The organism is Nitrosopumilus sp. (assembly GCA_029862745.1).
Lineage (GTDB): Archaea > Thermoproteota > Nitrososphaeria > Nitrososphaerales > Nitrosopumilaceae > Nitrosopumilus.
This window is the reverse complement of sequence record JAOTWS010000004.1, coordinates 69447-86148: the sequence shown is the minus strand read 5'-3', so window position 1 is coordinate 86148 and position 16702 is coordinate 69447. Positions and strand designations below refer to the sequence as shown.

The following is a 16702-nucleotide window of genomic DNA, read 5'->3' as shown; positions in this document are numbered from 1 at the left end:
TACTTACACTATGACAAAATCAAAAAAAGAAAAAAAACCACAAGTAAACAAGAATAACAAGACAATTCCGGAGAATCTGAAGAAAAAAGAATATTTGAAATCCTATGACGAATTAAAAAAAGATATCAGAACAAGTCAACAAAAATGATGGAACATTTCGCTAGCATGAAGATATCTTTTTGGATTATGGTTAATTGACACTTGTAAATGATGTTTGGTATGATGATCTATGAAACATTATACTCCTCATGTGTTGCAAAAAAAGCAAAAGAAATCGGGGATAATTGTATAATATAATGACTTTTGAACATACTGCTGACAAAACAAAATTGACTGAAGAGAGGGTAATACACACTACAGAATACATGCACAAAGACATACGTGATGAGACTGAAGTTTGCATGCTAAAATATCCGTTAACTGTTGAGGAATGGAATCAGATCCTGCAAAACCAGGAAATAGTTGCAAATATGACTGAACTGCAGGATAATTCAAAGCAAAGTCCCGACGAGCATATGCAGAAGATTAACTCCATAATCGAATACGGAGAAAACAAGATCAAACAAATCCAAAAAAGGATTTCAGAAAACGAGGTAAATCTGGAATCAATGAAATCACATTCAGACTATGACTACAAAGACTTGCTCAAGGAATCAAACGAGGCAAAAAAGGAACACAAAAAAGATCTGAAGTTATTTGTTGACTTGCTTTGCAAATATAAAATCACAATCAAATGAATTGTGAAACATACATTGTCCTACGCTGATGGGATTCTGTATGTTTATTGTTCAGTCCACCAATAATGCTTTTTTTCTACATTGTGGTGCAGAAATTTATGCAGCAATTTCTTGAGATAAGAATACATGCTTAACTTCATTGAGGAATAATTTCCTTCTTCCACACATTGCATGCAGGACATCTGCTTGTTAACTTGTCTGCTACTTTTTTCAAAAACACGTTACCACAATTTTCACAGGATCTCAAATCATCAACTGCAATCATTTCTTATACCATTTTTCCCGCAATGTGTATTGCCTTTTCTTTCAAATGAGTTTTTTCATGGTCTAACACTCTTTGAAAATTGCCTTCCCATGAATCCCACCTAAAATTGCATTGCTTGCATCTGTATGCCATTTATTTTTGTACATCCTCTGGTTTCTCTTTTCCAGATTCTTCAAACACGTTTACGTCATTTGATGTCTTTTCTTGTTTTCCTTTTAGTCTTGCAAAAATATTTTTTATCATGTTTAACTAGGTCGCTACTGGCTTATAAAGACAGAAAATTTCAATCACAATACAACAATACGTATCTGAGTGTCATTTCAGTCCTTTCTTGCAGATATGCAGATTCCACCATTACTTTACTGGCATTACACCAATTTTGTTATGGCGTTTCATATTGTTTTAGGTTAATTAGGATGAAAGGACCATTGATATTATGAATACAATGCAATCACACGGTCAAAAAATATGTTCGGACTGCAAGAGAGTGTCTTGCCAGCGAGGCTGTAACTGCGATTGTCATTGGGAGCCTTAAGGAACAATTTTGGCATACGGAGTAGTAGTATTCACTCAAGATGCTTGTCCTCATGATGCAAAAGTCAGGATGGCAGGACTCAAGGATATGTACGAATGCACAAATTGTCACAAATTTATTCCCATGATTAAATCAAAAGAGATTGATTCTGCAGCACCACAATATTTGGAGAATAGTTGGGAAGATGACTAAGATTATAGATTATTGCAAAACATCAAAACTAGAATAAAGTATGTTTTCTCTAGTCTGGCTTAAGATATCTTAGCTCTGAAATATGCTTCAATGCCAATCAAACTACACACTGTTATTTTGAAATAGTTTTGACTACTACTGCTATCTTGAATACTTCATGTTTTTTCAATTCTGAAAAAATAAAAGAAGATTATGGCGTATATACTAGATAAACATTACAAAATTAATGAGTTTCAAACCAGACAAAGAACACACCCCTAACATAATAGATATGCTCTTGAGCAAAAATCCGGATAAAACAATTGATTCGGACACGCTGTTAAAAAATGTGCGAGACAGAATCAACAAGGCATTGGAAAAAGGATATCAATATACGAGAGTGATTGATTCGTCTGAAAAATTCCTGAGAAAAAATGTATTTGGGCAGATAAACATGGCAGTACTTTATGTGGATATTGTTGGCTCTACAAAAATGAGTATGACATTGCCACCAGACAAACTATCTATAATAATAAGCTCATTTTCTCAGGAAATGTCTTATGTGATTGAGCAGTTTCATGGATATGTTCTAAAATTTGTCGGTGATGCGGTGATAGGATATTTTATAGAAAACGAGGCAGACCAAATACCTGCAATATACAATACGGTGGCCTGTGCAGAATCTATGATAAAAGTCGTAAAACAAGGAATCAATCCCATATTAATTGAAAAAGTAGGGCTTTCTGAGATTAGCGTAAAAATCGGCATTGATTTTGGGAATAATACAGTAGTCAGATATGGTGCTGATAAACAAAAGGCATATGTTGATTTGCTAGGACCTACAATGAATGTGGCATCAAAGATACAAAATTTGGCAAAACCAAATCAGATCATAGTGGGCCAAGACACATATGATAAACTAGACCCATACATGCAAGGGTTTTTCTCAGACATGACAGACGAGTTGGATTATCCTTTACAGCATTATTCAGATGACCACGATAAAATTTACCGCGTTTACAGGTACAAAACCCAGTGAATTTTGTCAAATTGATTTTATTTTCTCAAATCAGTCGATTAATGCCTTAATGCAAAAAACCACCATATACAATTTGATGTTAAAATTAACCTTTGAAAATATGCCTCATTGGAAATCATCAAGCAAGTCAGTTTCATGCAATTATGGATTGAATTTACTTTACACCAAATCTCTATCCACAACTTTCAAATGTTAACAAAATCAGTTTACACGCGATTAACAAGTGATCCCTATTGATTTTATTCACAACTTGCATCGAGTGAATTCCCATGAAAGCAGACCTGCATTCCAATAGGAAGCAATGAAACACAATACAGCGCAGCTGTACTTATCACGAATTCACTCATAATGTATTGTATGTTCAACCTATTAAGACATGAACCTCTTGACTTTAATCCAAACATAATCAACTGGTTTGTGTTTTGATTCTACCATTGTATTATGAATACCATGTTTAAGTACTACATCAACGTAATAGATGTCACAACTTAGGGGAATAAAATAGAAATTTCTTTTACAGATTTAAAAAAAATAGTTTATTTCAGATGATGATAATGGTAATTAAAAAAATAGAACAAATTCAGAATGGAAACGGATCCACATCTCTAATCTGTGATCATGACGAAAAAGGATTGATTACAGATGATGAAAGAGGAGAGATAATATGCAGACCTTGTGGCCAGGTACTTACAGAAGGTATTAGCAATTCTGATTCTATATTGACGCATACACTTGATGGTTTTTTGAACAACTCACAGACAGGCCCCAAATCATCACTGACAGTATATGACAAGGGACTTTACACCAACATTGGTGCAAGAAATGTCGACTTTACTGGAAAGAGAATCTCCTCCAAAACCATCTCTAGATTCAAGAGCATGAGGGTGTGGGACAGTAGAAGCAAAACAAAGTCGACTGGACGGAATCTTATATCTGCACTTTTGCTGCTAGATGGAGTCAAGCAGAAACTAGGGCTCTCAAACACTATTGCAGAACACATTGCATTCCTATACAGAAAGGCGTCTTCTGCAGGTCTAATCCGAGGAAGGGGTACTCCTGAAATCATGGCAGCCTCAATCTATGCTGCATGCAGAGAACAGGGAATACCAAGATCTCTTGATGAGGTTTCAGACACACTAAATGTTACAAAAAAGAAAGTTTCAAGATGCTATATGATGATGATCAGGCGTCTAGACCTAAAACCAGAACTTGCAAATCCTCTTGACTGCCTTTCAAAATTTTGTAGTGCTCTGAATGTTGGGGAAAAAACAAAACGACATGCGTTTGAGATTCTCCAACGGGCAAACAGTTTGAGAATAATGTCTGGCTCAAAACCTGCAGTAGTATGCGCAGGCGCACTGTATCTTGCATGTATTGCAAATGGCGAGAATATTTCACAAATAAAAATTGCAAAGAACACTCATGTCTCTTCACCCTCGATCAGAAAGGCGCTCGTTGTGTTAAACAAGGCATTAACCATAGTGTAAAATAATCATTGGTAATTATCATACACAGTAAAATACTATTTGAGTGAAAAATAAACTACCAAATGATTGTTCAGATAGTTTATATTTCTGGATAATAATCTGCAGCTGCCGTTACAAGGTTTGTAGGCAAAACCTAGTTGACAAATCATACGGAAAGAAAAACCTTCAATCATCTAAATTAAATAAAATAAATTCTTCTATGTAATTTTTGAGAGTATTTTTTAATCTTGTTTTTTCACTTGGAGATGAAAGTAATAATACTAACTATATTCCCATACAAGTTGTATTGGGGTATGTTTTTGTGAATGGATTTCATACCCACTTGGAACTGTAAAATTAAAAAAAAGATAATTTTTTTTGCAATGAATAAGAAAGTGAATTGAACTAATGATAACTATATGATTTTAAGCCCATGTAACAATTTTACAATTTTTCCTATAGAATCCCAAAAACATACCCAGAGTAAACCTCGGAGTATTTCCAGTTATTTCTGTGACTTTGTGATAATAGTTAGGGTTCATAACAACTAGATCTCCTGCGTTAAAGTTGGACATCTTGCAGACTTGACTTGAGTCTATCAGTCTTGACGTGTAGCCAAAATCAATATTTCGAAACCTCTCATCCTGTTTTTTCCACTGCTTGTTGTACATGACTAAATCTCCTCCGCTCTCTGATTCTTGCAGATGAAGTATGCATGATATCTGATGATCTACGTCTGATAATGCATACTCTTTTCCTTCATATCTGACATTGTCCTTATGGATTGGGATGGATTTTCCTTTTTCATGTATTCGAATTATAGCTGGAGAATAATCATTTTTGAATTCCCTGGCAAGAGAAATAGAATGGTCTGGAAACTTGTCACCGATGGATTCATAGATATGCGTTATTGGATTTTTTATCCCATCAAAGATCTTCTCAAACTCCCTTTGAGCATCTTTTGCATCCTCAAAGTATTTTTTCTTGTTGGTTGTGTTAGACATTAGGTAAGGGCCTATGTGTTTTAATTTCCCATTTTGAAAATCACTATGATTGTAATTTTTTATTCTACTTGCTATAGTTTGACAATTTTTTTTATCGTAAAAATTACGAATTACTATTGCAGGAATTTTCTCTGACAGAATAGATTCAAAACTAACTTTATCGAGTTGTGAATAGTTTACCACTAATGGTTCCCACACTAGTATCCACCAGCCCCTGAGTGGGACACTTTTGCCAAAATAACTCCTGATTCATCTCTTTGTTCTATCTCGCACTTGAGAAATGCATCAATTATGTAAGTTTTCAGCGATTCCTCATCCCAATCGCTTTGATTTTGAGGCAATCCCGGCAGATCAGCTGATGTCATAATTATCTTTTCAGAGTCTGAATAATCCTGCTTGTTTCCCTGTTTTCTATGAGTCACATTAAGGAGAAAAGAATTGGCAGATAATACTTTGGAACCATTTCCCCATATTATGTCAGTCATGATTTGTTTTGATTTTATTAAGATATTAGAATATCTTACATGATAATTATTTTGGCACTAGAATAATTTACTCATAAATAATTGATTTTAAAACATTTGAGATATTCAAATTTTTTACAATTACAATGAGGCCGTAGGGGAGGAGAACCAAATGATTAAAGCATTCGCTCAGATCTGTGTACTTTTTTTTTTATGAAAATTTCTTTTGAATGTAGTGGTTGGGGTTTACCTAGATGAAAATTTTGTATATTATAAAAAATTGTTATCTATACAAATCTCACTCAAAGTGAATTTACGTATTCACGTAATTTTTGAGTTTTTTCTTCTACTGATAAAGGCAATAGTTCTTGCATCATTGACTTCATTTCAAATCGTTTAGCGTCTTTTTGCTCATCGGACAATGATTCGAGCTGGACTTTCATAGACATAAAATGCATGATCATCTTTGCTCTTTCATCAAGGGATAATGCAAAGAATGCATCTTTAACTTCACCCCATTGTTGTTTTTTAGTCTCTATTTCTTCTGGAGTTAAATCCGCATAATGATCTTTCCATTTTTTGTCTGATTCTTTATCAGAATGTTTGGAATGTTTCCAACTATCTTTTGATACTCCCTCTGAAACATATAGTGCCTCTCCATTTCCGGCATCAACTACAACCTTATGAAAAATATTATCATTTGCCAATACGCCAACCTTGTAAACAAGAAATCCCTGAACAACATCAAGTTTGCCCCACATTGCCTTTGCGTTTTCAACAGAATTTTCAGATACTGCCATTGCGACACTTAGTGCAATTATTGCTTTATCAGAATAACCATCAGATTCTTCAGAGATTGCAATGGTTCCAGAAATTTCTGGGATTTGGGATTGACCATATTCAGCACTAGCATTAATTGGAGAAAATGAAATCATAGCAATTGCAAAAATGCTTGCAGCAGCAAGTATTGGAATTGTAATTTTTATTTTTGAAATTTTAGCCAAGTAATGATTTCAAAGTTTTATCCGTTATAAGGGTCTCTATTAATTTTTGCATGGTGGTAATTTCAAGAAAATGTCTAATTTGTCAGGAATTTGCACAACCTGCACTTTTATTCTTATGGTAATTCCATTTTTGTTTGAAGAATCAACATTAAAGGTAGTCTTAGCACTCAAATCAAACCAAATTATGCCTCTAACAAATTATCGATAGATACACTTTAGATACTTGGAATTAAAAATAATGTCAAATTAATGATTAGAATGAATCAACATAGATTTGAAAAGATTTGCAGCAGAAGTGAGATTAGTAGTATTCCTGAAACAGATGATCAAAAGGATTTAGCTTTGATTCACACCTGCAACAAGTGCAATGAAGAATATTTCTGCCCTGACTTGGCAATTGAGGATATCTCAAAGTGTGATTGCCAGCATATGACTTGTTTTATTTGTTTTAATGATATCTGCTGACTCACTCTAATTCAAATATCGTTGTGGAATTTGTTTTAAAGTATAGTAAAGGATGAAATCTTTTTATTTTTTCAATAAAGGATATTTTTCTTTTAATTCAGAAATTACTTTGGGGATTCCTTCTTTGTAGCTAGGATACTTGAAAGAATATATCTTTGAAATTTTCTTGTTGGATACCTTCATTGATGTAGTAAGGAGTTTAACCAGATCAGATCCCAAAACTGCCTTTACCAAAAATGTTGGAACATTTCCTGGATGCTTTAACCCCAATTCATCAGCAGTAAAGTTGACAAAGTCTCTGAAAAGTGCAGGGGTGGAATCGGCCACAATGAATGATTCCCCAAATGCTTGTTTTTCCATTATTGCAATCATGCTTCCAACTGCATCATCTACATTGACAAATCCTTTGAAATATTTCCCTCCACTTGGTAACCTGAAGGACTTTTTTTGTAGTCTTTTGACTAGAATATCATAAAACCATCCTTTTGAGCCGTATACATCTCCAAAATAAACTACAGAAAAATCAATCCCGTTGTCTTGACATTTCTTTCTCAGATGTTTTTCAGCTTCTAGTCTGATTTTGACAAACTTGGTATTTGCATTGTGCGGGTAAGATTCATCAATTATTTTCTCGCCCGAATCACCAAATACACCCAAGCCTGAGATGTATATGACTGACTTTGTCTTTCCATTAATTGCTTCAAAAAGATTTTTTGTTCCATTGAGATTCACATTTTCTAAAATTTTGGAATTTTTCTCTAATGGTGTATGGGATGCCAAATGAAAGACACAGTCAAAATCTCTTCCTTCAAAATTAAGATTTGAATCAGTCAAATCTCCTACAATTTCATCGGTTTTTACTTCTGTGTGTTTTCCATTTCTGACAAGTGCTGATACAGAATATCTTTTTCTGACCAATTCAGACACAAGTCTTGAACCAATAAAACCAGTGGCACCTGTAACTAGAATTTGTCCCATGTAGCCTTTCTAAAACAACCTCATTTAATATTTCAAAAGAATCACATCTGGTGCTAACTTTTCGAATCTTTTCTATCTTGCAACAAAAATTTGATATTATACATTTGTCATAGTATTGCCTATAATTTCGTGAATTGAGATGACACATTCACTATATCGCCAATCTAATATTATCTTAGATATTTTTTGTAGATGATGCATCTGCAACAAAAAATAATCGTTGTGATTTTAGTTTCTATAGTTATAATGGGTATTATTGGTATTCCAATAGGCAACCCAAAATTTATCACAAATGCAATTGCACTTGAATCTGCATTTGTTGTATTGACTGTCTTCTCCTTGTGGAGATTAAAATACACGCTTTTCCCAAATATGATAATTGCAATAATTGTGATCATTGGAAATACTGCCTCTCCAAAACATATTGAAATAATGAGTACCTTTCAGCCTCTTGAAAATGCAGTAGTCTTAATTGTTGGAGGATACCTGCTACAGGGTTTGCTTTTAATTACAAACATGATGGCTTTCAAGAATCGAAAGAATCTGGAATTGAAGACAAAATGATTTCAATGCGTATCTAAATTTTGACTTTGATCAAAATACGAGAGTTAGTTCTTTTCCTTCTTGGATGAAAATGAACAGATCCATTTGAAATCAAATAGCTTTCTTTCATGCTCTCATCTTCGGGTAAAAATTCATACTTAAAATTTCCAAGCCCTAGATTTTTTAAAATACGTTTTTTAATTGGTTGGTCTGATTTATCCAAATCTATTTTCTTTTTTCCTTGGGTGATAATTCTTGGATAATAGTCATACTCAAATTTTTCAAAGACATATTTTTTTAGAAAAATCTCATCCTCTCTAGCCTTAAGCCACCAACCTGGTGATACATCCATGAAAAATTCCAATTCATTCATCGCTACTATGAATAATTTGTTTGCATTTATTACTGATTCTTAAACAAAATTGATACTTTGTTTTTTCATTGAGATTTTTCTTCTAAACCGAATCACTCTCTTTTTTTTGACGTGGGCAGCTGAATTCAAAGAAATCTACAAACGTCTAAAATAACATAGTTTAGAGAAAAGATTAACTTGATCCAATTTTTTGATATTCCTTTATTTCTATGTGGGTCTTAAAATAAAAAAATTAGGAATTTGCAGTTGCCCTTAGCATCCAGGTCATCTTCTCATGACTTTCCATCAAACCAGTAAGAAAGTCACTCGTACCTGCATCATGGAAACTTTCAGCAGACTTTTCTACATCTACTCTCAAATTCCTGATAACTGTCTCATGATCTGCAATCAGGTTAGATAGCATTTCTTTGTCTGATGGGTATTGTCCTGGATGTTCAGGTAATCTGGTGTGTGACTTTAGTTCATCAAGTGTTCCTATGGCTTTGCCGCCAAGTTGTCTCACCCTTTCTGCAATATCGTCGATAAATACTTCAATCTCGCCATACTGTCCTTCAAAGAACTTGTGGTAGTCATTGAAATGAGGTCCAGTTACGTTCCAATGGTAGTTTCTTGTTTTGGTGTACAGCGCATATTCGTCTGCAAGCTGTAATGTGAGGATGCTTACTAGTCCTTCACGGTCTTGCTCTGCAATTCCTATGTCTAAATTTTTTTCTATTGGTGTATCTGTTGTCTGTGCCATTGTATGAGAAATATCACTTACCACATATTAACAATTTTGTCCAGTGATCTTTTCAGGAGTTTCTCTTTTACATGGGTTGTATTGGACTGAATTCAATCTAGTTTTAAAATTTCAAGTAATTTACTTTGATGGATTTAGTTTTTACTTTATCCTACATAGTCTTTCATGGCTTGACAATGCTCTGTCATGTACTCATCTAAATTGTTGAGTTTTCCTTGCCATTGTTCAGTAGTTATTTTAACACATTTTTCAACAGCATTATCTGCACCAACTAGAGTTACTGCTTCTTTGATATTGTTCATTACATCCATCGCAAACTGTTTGTTCTGCTTGATGTGATCCTTTGTTGCAAGAATTCCTGTATGCCCTGAAACCAATACATCAAAATCGAAATCATTAATCAAAATGTCATGAGTTTGCAGATACTGGTCCATGTCAGGAGTCACAGCAAATGCTCGATATGGTGTGATTCCAGGTCTTAGCAAATCCACTGCCATTGCAATGTTGCTATCTGGAATTGTAATTATGAGGTCACCGTTTGAGTGATAGTTTCCAACAAAATACAGTTCCAATGTTTTGTCTCCTACAGATAATGTGTGCATGTCATCATCAAATGTAACAGTTGGGACTGGTCTATTTGGATCATTTTCTTGCATCAATACATCTGCAGTTTGCTTGTGTGAGATGTATTGTATATCTGCAGGAAATATCTGTCCTGCAGCACCGGTATGGTCTTGGTGATGGTGTGAATATATCATGTGTGTTATTGGCTCATCAGTTACCTCGTTTATTGCAGCAATGTATTTTTCTCCAATTGATTGTGGCGCATCAATTACAATTACTCCTTGCCCTGTAGTTAGAAACATTGTCTGGTAACCACTTCCGATCAACCAGTATACTCCGTCTGCAATCTCTATGACGCTATATCCTTTCTCTGAATCTATGGTTGGAGCATTTTTGGTAAATTTCAACACATCTGGAAAGACTCCAGGTGTTGATGATTGCATCATACATTCTCCCTTGTGCTTCATTACAACATGTTCTGCATTCAGCATGCACATGTTGCCATATGTTTTGTTATCTGTACCGCAGATGGGATTGTATTCCTTGGTGCAAGCAATTCCTGGTTTTTCAATATCCCATCCTCTGTGTTTTAATTTTTCAACAGAATGGGAATTTACACATGCAGGAGATGCATCATGCTGTTTGAACATCAAATGTTTTCCTTCTGCACAGATTATGTTATCTGCAGAGATTCCTGCATGTCCCTGATGTATGGGTTTTAGGTATGGTTGTGTCTTACCATCCATTGTACAAACCTTACCTGGATATGCTCCAGGACCACATCTGTCATTGAGAACGCAGATTTCTCCTAATGATGTAAAACCTGGTGCACATACGCCTTTGTAGGGAATGTGATGAGTGGATTTCTCATTGTTTTTCATCGATGTTTTTTCTTCATGATGAGATGAATTATGGGATGCAAAAATAGAATTATCATTCATAGAAATAGCAAGCATTACAGAAAAAACCAAAATCACAAAAAATCCAGTTTTCACAAGAATTACTTTATCTATCTAGTATTTATTTCAAAATTATTGGAGTTTGAAAATTGGGGTTTTTGATTATTTACTTATACCAATCCCTTGATTCCAGCAGATTTATCTCCTAATAGTCACAAGAGACAAAATCACACCAATTATCAAAAATCTAGTTTTCATTTTCTAACTATCCAACATTGCTGATTCCATTGCTCTGACCACTTGTTGATGTAATATCCAACAAATATCAAAGACATGGCTGAGACAAATCCTGGAAGAATAAACATTACTGGAAATATGACAAATACAAAAGTCATAGAATCTACCGATAGTCCTATAATGGCGGGGGTTATTTTTAATGGTCTTTCCAATCCGCACAAACGGTACAAAAACCAAAAGGAGCAGTAATACCTTCAAAGTATTCCCATACAACATAATCTCATTGTATGCCTATCAAAATAACAACAGTCAAAAATTCAACAGTATGTTGAGGATTCTCTTAAAACAGGCTTGATTTCATTAGTTCTTGTTATGTTTTTTACAAATTAATTCATTAAAATATCATGGATCTGATGGTATTACGTACATGATGAGTCTCCAACCATCTAAGATTCTATTTCGTAATGTATCATACATGTGAAATTCTTTATCCTGGAATACCTCATCTTTGTAAAGCACATAATCACCATAGTTTATCGGATCATATTTGACATACGTAGAGTTTTTAGTTATTGGACTGTTTTCTACAGCATAGCTTTTCATACTCTTGCATTTATCAAACGTACACTCCATGATGAGAAATTGTTCTCTATCAACAAGTACAAATTTTACATCAGATGATTTGATGCTGGTTCTTCTTATATCTTCAGAAATGCTATCCCAATCAATAGCAATACCAGTGGTTAAATCGTACCCTTCTCCATTAGTCAATCTTATCTTCTGAGATACGGTATTTACAAAAGTTCCAGACCCTGTAGAAGGATAGTTGTTTGTAATAAACAAATCTTGATTTACAAGATCACATGATTCTAACCCTACTGCGTTGGTTCTACTCATGTCTATTTTAAATGGATATAGAAGAAATTTGCATTCTGGGGATGGACTCAACATGTAAAAATAAAGAGAATTCTGAATTGGCTTCTTATTTATTGCAAATAAATCTGAGTTTTGTAATTCCCCTACTTTTTTATCGATAAACAAGGTTTTATTTTCATTTTCTATGTAACCCATAGTGACGATATTTTCTAAAATATGTGATGCATCAATAAAACTTTGAATCTTATTTGTTATGGATACTTTGACAGTATTGTATTGATTATCGTAGATATCATCTAGATATAATTCTGAATTCATATTACTTGAATATAGTATGGCAAGCGAAATTATTGAAACTGCAACAATTGCAACAATAATTCCAAGATAAGTGAATTTCAGCTTTTTTATAAACTTGGTATTTTCTTCCTTATTTTCATTAATTTTGGATTCATATTTTTCTTTGATCTCCTTTTCTATTTTTTTCCTGAATTCATCACTGATTCCATCTAAAGATAGATCATGTTTTGGAGGATTTTTTGGATTTCCGATTTCTTTATCAAAGTAATTATGTACATTGAATTTTTCTCCGTGTTTTGATGGATATTCTCCAATATACTGAATTTTATCATGATATGTATGATCGATAGCTAAAATTGTTGTGACTGCACTAGAAGTTAAAAGAATATGACTTTCTTGACCAATATCCATTATTCGTTTAGTATAATCTATGGCATTCCCACTTGTGTAGATTATTTTCCCCCCTTCTCGTTTAACTTCTGCAGGCCCCACATTTATTCCCGTTCTAATCATGACGTGCCAATCAGAGTTTTTTACAGACTCATTGTATTTCTCTAGATTTTTTTGTACTTCTTTTACAATGTCAAGTAATTTTGTAGAATCCTTTGTATCTACAATGAAAAATTCCCCATCACCTGTACCAATCTCGTTTGCATAATGCAATAAGGTCTGATATGTTTTTGAATCATGCAAACAATTACGGAATGCTTTCTTTCTTTCTTTTAATATCTCACCTGGTATTCTAGGATCAGCTGATCTTACGATATCGAATCCTATGACCGATATAAAATCAATGTGAGAAGACATCATTTGTCTCCATTTCTGAATTGTTCTGCATTATTCCAACAATGATCAAAATATTCCTGACACCATAAATGAAAATCTTTATCGCCACTGTAAAACGCCTCTTCAATATCTGTCTGTCCTTTGATCCTTGGAAACATGACAAATGCCTCTTTTTCTGTCATTACCACAGATACTGAAACTTTGTTCTTTGTTCTTTGTTCTATTTGCCCCTTTGTCTTAAATTTGGAGAATTTTTTTGTAACTTCTCCGTGATCATCTGGAAACAATGTGTGAGAATCATCAGAAAAAATTGTTCTAGTGTGAATGCCATTTTTGAGTTTTTCATAAACTATATCCATTATTTCTTTTGAGTACTCTGCCTCGTAAAACGTGTTGTAAATGTAAACACCAGCATTTTTGTATATCTTTTTCCATTTATCAGCAATTTTGGTTTTACCTCTTATGTGATAAGTATTATCAAAAACTCCGATTTGTTGTAGGAGTGAATCCGGAATATCTCCGAAATCGTGATCTTCCCAATATTCAATATTTTTTGTAATAAATGATGATGTGGAAAACAAAACTTTGCACATAGTTTTGACCCATGGTTTTAGGTGATAATTATCATCTTTGTCTCTTGTTAACCAACCCCATTGCTTGTACAAAGTGCTAATTTCTCTTGAAAAATTTTGTAGAGGTATGTCGAGTTTTTCAGCCATTTGAATTGGTTTTAGATTATCATGTTGCAACAATAGCCTGATAAGATCATATCTATGACCATTGCCTAAGATAAAAAATGGCATGTGAGGCGTGGATTTGTATTCATCACTGTCCATATTATTTACCCTTATTTGATCCTGTAATTTGAATTTCTGTCAAGCAAATAAAGCACAATTCTGATATTGCGACCATAAATAACACTAGACAAAGTTCCTAAAGACAATAAGTAGTAACTTCATCTACTAATAGCAAATATTACTAGTGATTCATAAATTATTCACGATTCAGGCCAGTTTGAGTCACAATAATCACACTTGCCTCGCATTCCATTATATCTCAAATCCCAATATCTCTGTACTTTGTTACCGCAAAAAGAACAAATGCTGTCGATCTTTTCAGTCAAACTATCCCTCCGAAGTTGTAATGGCATCATATTTCCTAGGACATTCAAAACATACAAAGTATTTTGGAATGTGTTGAGTTTGCATTAGTCTTACTGTATCATTATTTTTCTTACAGTCATAGCAACGACCTTGTTCGGAATACAATCTGTTTTCATAATCACTTCTTTTTATATTGAAAATCAGCATTCCTATTATGAAAATTATGTGAGCCGAGATAGGTTCCACAAAGAAGATAATCACAGTAACTGCAGATATTATTGAACCTCCACGTCGTAGTAGAAAATGATGTTTTTTTGGACAGTCATTGCACAAGTAATATTTTGTCAACCCATGCTCAATTACATGGGTTAGTTCTGTATTGATTCTATGACATCTGTAACATCTTTTTCGTTTAAACAACCTTCGCTGTGTAACAAAATCATCTACTGTTATCAACAATGATCCTAAACCAACTCCGATTGGAAAGTACAGTAATTTGTATTCGTCTCCATACGGCTGAAAAATCAAAAAAATACCCAGTGCCAAAATTACAAGTATTCCCCATAAGAACATCATAACATTAATGCAATGAAATAGAATATACTGATTGATAGATAATTTGACTAGTTTTAGATAATTTGCCTATGCAAGTTTTAGTTTCAAAAAAGATAACAAAATAGTATGAAATTGTTTGGGAAAAAGAAGATACTTGAGCTTGACTCTGATCAGAAAAGAATTCTGGCAGATCTAAAACGAGAATGGTTTGAATTAGTTACTGTATCAGGCAAAAATCCTGCAAATCCAGAAACAGAAAGAGATATTGATTGGCTGTATGACATTGCAGGTTTTTCTAAACCTAAAATTGTAACAGCTGATTCTTTTGCAGAATACCAAAAAATACCTTCATTTACATCCAGTAGGAAAACTCTCTCTTTGTCTCATCCAATTAATCAGAACATACACAAAAAATTCAGAAAAAAACTTGTCAGAAACACAACCAAACTGATCGAAAAGAACGTTGACAATGACGTGATACTTGAATTGATAAAACTTGAACAGGTCTTTACAAACAAGATAATACGAGATGTTTTAGATGTACTCAACGGCAGCGGACAGAATTATCTAAATGGAGTCATGGCACATCAAACTGACTTTGGCCTCTCCACCGAAGTTTGGATTATGACTGGTTCTTTTTTTGACAGGATAGGATGTTTGGATGACAGCACGATAAAAGAAGACTTTACTCGTTATTCCAACATGATGATGAGAGGCATTTGGCATGCATCATTTTTCAAGGATGTTGCCATACTTTGTAGTACTCCTAAAAAAATAAAGAAAGATAATCAGGGTAGATTACACTCAGTATCAGAAGCTGCCATGCATTGGCAAGGTGACCAAAATGACTATTTCATTCATGGTGTTATGTTTGAGAAAAATCTTTGGGAGAAAGTTACCCGGAGGGAGTTAAAGATCAAAGAGATGCTCCAAATTCAAAATATTGAGCAGAGACATGTTGCCATACAATTGTATGGATATGATACTGTGGTTGATGAACTTGATGCAGAACTCTTGAACAGATCAAAACGTGGAAACGAACTATACGTGTTAAGGAACAATCTCATCAGTGGAAGATCAATCAAACTTCTAAAGTACAAATGTCCATCTACTGACAGAATATACTTTAGTTTTGTACCTGACAACATACATTTTGCAGACAATGCAATGGCATGGAAATTTCATCTTACGCCAAAAGAATACGACAATTTGGATATTGAGACATGAAGTCCGTTTTGATAAAAAATGAAAAGGAGGTGAAATAATGGTGTGGATTGCAAGACATGGGGATTTGTTGATAAGAAAGATAAAGGAAATCCCTCAAAATTTAAAACCGACAAATACGAACATCTTAGCAGAAGGAGAAAAAACAGGACACAGACATCAGTTACAAGGAAATGTTATTGTATACAAGCAAGAGATTGATGCTCTTTATTTTGAAGTCAAAACATCCGCAGACCTTGTACATCAGGAGCATAAAACCATACACATCCCAGAAGGAACGTACTTAGTGCAACAAGAAAGAGAGTTCAATCCTTTTGAGAATATTCGAAGAGTTGTTCTTGATTAAGTTGCCTTGATTCAGGAAATACGCTTACATTT

21 protein-coding genes are annotated in these 16702 nt (G+C 34.0%); 8 read left to right on the top strand and 13 right to left on the bottom strand.

Annotated elements, in window-relative coordinates; genetic code table 11:
• The first annotated feature begins 10 nt into the window (after positions 1-10).
• On the top strand, positions 11-148 hold the full coding sequence (locus tag OEM44_05410; GenBank protein ID MDH3516237.1) for a hypothetical protein: 138 nt from the start codon (positions 11-13) through the stop codon (positions 146-148).
• Positions 149-296: 148 nt separating this feature from the next.
• Positions 297-737: a hypothetical protein gene (locus OEM44_05405; protein ID MDH3516236.1), complete on the top strand. Its 441-nt coding sequence runs from the start codon at positions 297-299 to the stop codon at positions 735-737.
• A 136-nt stretch (positions 738-873) separates the two neighbouring features.
• On the opposite strand, the gene OEM44_05400 is transcribed toward OEM44_05405, so the two are convergent.
• Complete coding sequence (locus OEM44_05400) at positions 874-1002, bottom strand: endonuclease Q family protein (protein MDH3516235.1); 129 nt, start codon at positions 1000-1002, stop codon at positions 874-876.
• Between the two features lie 544 nt (positions 1003-1546).
• Here OEM44_05400 and OEM44_05395 point away from each other — a divergent pair.
• The 3 genes from OEM44_05395 to OEM44_05385 all read left to right on the top strand — a co-directional run bounded on the left by OEM44_05395 (position 1547) and on the right by OEM44_05385 (position 4234).
• Positions 1547-1729 (top strand): hypothetical protein, encoded by a 183-nt coding sequence (locus tag OEM44_05395; GenBank protein MDH3516234.1) that lies wholly within the window; start codon positions 1547-1549, stop codon positions 1727-1729.
• A 226-nt stretch (positions 1730-1955) separates the two neighbouring features.
• Positions 1956-2747, top strand: coding sequence for an adenylate/guanylate cyclase domain-containing protein (locus tag OEM44_05390; protein MDH3516233.1), 792 nt, complete (start codon positions 1956-1958; stop codon positions 2745-2747).
• A 554-nt stretch (positions 2748-3301) separates the two neighbouring features.
• Positions 3302-4234 (top strand): transcription initiation factor TFIIIB, encoded by a 933-nt coding sequence (locus OEM44_05385; protein ID MDH3516232.1) that lies wholly within the window; start codon positions 3302-3304, stop codon positions 4232-4234.
• 404 nt (positions 4235-4638) lie between these two features.
• On the opposite strand, the gene OEM44_05380 is transcribed toward OEM44_05385, so the two are convergent.
• The 4 genes from OEM44_05380 to OEM44_05365 all read right to left on the bottom strand — a co-directional run bounded on the left by OEM44_05380 (position 4639) and on the right by OEM44_05365 (position 8128).
• On the bottom strand, positions 4639-5415 hold the full coding sequence (locus tag OEM44_05380) for a 2OG-Fe(II) oxygenase (GenBank protein MDH3516231.1): 777 nt from the start codon (positions 5413-5415) through the stop codon (positions 4639-4641).
• Positions 5415-5702 (bottom strand): hypothetical protein, encoded by a 288-nt coding sequence (locus OEM44_05375; GenBank protein ID MDH3516230.1) that lies wholly within the window; start codon positions 5700-5702, stop codon positions 5415-5417. The genes OEM44_05380 and OEM44_05375 overlap by 1 nt, the downstream gene beginning before the upstream one ends.
• Positions 5703-5983: 281 nt before the next feature.
• The gene (locus OEM44_05370; protein ID MDH3516229.1) at positions 5984-6685 is read right to left on the bottom strand and encodes a hypothetical protein; all 702 of its coding nucleotides are present in this window, start codon (positions 6683-6685) and stop codon (positions 5984-5986) included.
• Between the two features lie 528 nt (positions 6686-7213).
• On the bottom strand, positions 7214-8128 hold the full coding sequence (locus OEM44_05365; protein ID MDH3516228.1) for an NAD(P)-dependent oxidoreductase: 915 nt from the start codon (positions 8126-8128) through the stop codon (positions 7214-7216).
• Positions 8129-8323: 195 nt separating this feature from the next.
• On the opposite strand from OEM44_05365, the gene OEM44_05360 reads away from it, so the two are divergent.
• On the top strand, positions 8324-8692 hold the full coding sequence (locus OEM44_05360; protein MDH3516227.1) for a hypothetical protein: 369 nt from the start codon (positions 8324-8326) through the stop codon (positions 8690-8692).
• Positions 8693-8705: 13 nt separating this feature from the next.
• Here OEM44_05360 and OEM44_05355 read toward each other — a convergent pair whose 3' ends face one another.
• From OEM44_05355 to OEM44_05320, 8 genes are all read right to left on the bottom strand, one after another.
• Positions 8706-9044, bottom strand: a complete 339-nt coding sequence (locus OEM44_05355; GenBank protein MDH3516226.1) for a hypothetical protein — start codon at positions 9042-9044, stop codon at positions 8706-8708.
• Between the two features lie 232 nt (positions 9045-9276).
• Positions 9277-9783 (bottom strand): DNA starvation/stationary phase protection protein, encoded by a 507-nt coding sequence (locus OEM44_05350; protein MDH3516225.1) that lies wholly within the window; start codon positions 9781-9783, stop codon positions 9277-9279.
• Positions 9784-9929: 146 nt separating this feature from the next.
• Positions 9930-11342, bottom strand: a complete 1413-nt coding sequence (locus OEM44_05345; GenBank protein MDH3516224.1) for an MBL fold metallo-hydrolase — start codon at positions 11340-11342, stop codon at positions 9930-9932.
• A gap of 158 nt (positions 11343-11500) precedes the next feature.
• Positions 11501-11704 carry a hypothetical protein gene (locus tag OEM44_05340; protein MDH3516223.1) on the bottom strand — a complete coding sequence of 68 codons (204 nt, stop codon included), beginning with the start codon at positions 11702-11704 and terminating at the stop codon, positions 11501-11503.
• Positions 11705-11885: 181 nt separating this feature from the next.
• Positions 11886-13463, bottom strand: coding sequence for a hypothetical protein (locus OEM44_05335; protein ID MDH3516222.1), 1578 nt, complete (start codon positions 13461-13463; stop codon positions 11886-11888).
• Positions 13463-14278 (bottom strand): hypothetical protein, encoded by an 816-nt coding sequence (locus OEM44_05330; protein MDH3516221.1) that lies wholly within the window; start codon positions 14276-14278, stop codon positions 13463-13465. Before OEM44_05330 ends, OEM44_05335 begins: the two co-directional genes overlap by 1 nt.
• A gap of 161 nt (positions 14279-14439) precedes the next feature.
• Positions 14440-14565 carry a hypothetical protein gene (locus OEM44_05325; GenBank protein MDH3516220.1) on the bottom strand — a complete coding sequence of 42 codons (126 nt, stop codon included), beginning with the start codon at positions 14563-14565 and terminating at the stop codon, positions 14440-14442.
• Position 14566: 1 nt separating this feature from the next.
• Positions 14567-15091, bottom strand: coding sequence for a hypothetical protein (locus OEM44_05320; protein ID MDH3516219.1), 525 nt, complete (start codon positions 15089-15091; stop codon positions 14567-14569).
• A 135-nt stretch (positions 15092-15226) separates the two neighbouring features.
• Here OEM44_05320 and OEM44_05315 point away from each other — a divergent pair, with 135 nt between their 5' ends.
• Both OEM44_05315 and OEM44_05310 read left to right on the top strand, forming a co-directional pair.
• Positions 15227-16327: a hypothetical protein gene (locus OEM44_05315; GenBank protein ID MDH3516218.1), complete on the top strand. Its 1101-nt coding sequence runs from the start codon at positions 15227-15229 to the stop codon at positions 16325-16327.
• Between the two features lie 37 nt (positions 16328-16364).
• Entirely contained in the window at positions 16365-16670 is a 306-nt protein-coding gene (locus OEM44_05310) for a hypothetical protein (GenBank protein ID MDH3516217.1), read from the top strand.
• Positions 16671-16702 lie beyond the last annotated feature (32 nt).

What these genes read in the sequence shown, in the direction of transcription:
- OEM44_05310 (MDH3516217.1), top strand. Translation starts at nt 16,365, where the DNA reads ATGGTGTGGATTGCAAGACATGGGGATTTGTTGATAAGAAAGATAAAG.
- OEM44_05330 (MDH3516221.1), bottom strand. Translation starts at nt 14,278, where the DNA reads ATGGACAGTGATGAATACAAATCCACGCCTCACATGCCATTTTTTATC.
- OEM44_05400 (MDH3516235.1), bottom strand. Translation starts at nt 1,002, where the DNA reads ATGATTGCAGTTGATGATTTGAGATCCTGTGAAAATTGTGGTAACGTG.
- OEM44_05410 (MDH3516237.1), top strand. Translation starts at nt 11, where the DNA reads ATGACAAAATCAAAAAAAGAAAAAAAACCACAAGTAAACAAGAATAAC.
- OEM44_05335 (MDH3516222.1), bottom strand. Translation starts at nt 13,463, where the DNA reads ATGTCTTCTCACATTGATTTTATATCGGTCATAGGATTCGATATCGTA.
- OEM44_05405 (MDH3516236.1), top strand. Translation starts at nt 297, where the DNA reads ATGACTTTTGAACATACTGCTGACAAAACAAAATTGACTGAAGAGAGG.
- OEM44_05315 (MDH3516218.1), top strand. Translation starts at nt 15,227, where the DNA reads ATGAAATTGTTTGGGAAAAAGAAGATACTTGAGCTTGACTCTGATCAG.
- OEM44_05365 (MDH3516228.1), bottom strand. Translation starts at nt 8,128, where the DNA reads ATGGGACAAATTCTAGTTACAGGTGCCACTGGTTTTATTGGTTCAAGA.
- OEM44_05385 (MDH3516232.1), top strand. Translation starts at nt 3,302, where the DNA reads ATGGTAATTAAAAAAATAGAACAAATTCAGAATGGAAACGGATCCACA.
- OEM44_05350 (MDH3516225.1), bottom strand. Translation starts at nt 9,783, where the DNA reads ATGGCACAGACAACAGATACACCAATAGAAAAAAATTTAGACATAGGA.
- OEM44_05355 (MDH3516226.1), bottom strand. Translation starts at nt 9,044, where the DNA reads ATGAATGAATTGGAATTTTTCATGGATGTATCACCAGGTTGGTGGCTT.
- OEM44_05360 (MDH3516227.1), top strand. Translation starts at nt 8,324, where the DNA reads ATGCATCTGCAACAAAAAATAATCGTTGTGATTTTAGTTTCTATAGTT.
- OEM44_05390 (MDH3516233.1), top strand. Translation starts at nt 1,956, where the DNA reads ATGAGTTTCAAACCAGACAAAGAACACACCCCTAACATAATAGATATG.
- OEM44_05375 (MDH3516230.1), bottom strand. Translation starts at nt 5,702, where the DNA reads ATGACTGACATAATATGGGGAAATGGTTCCAAAGTATTATCTGCCAAT.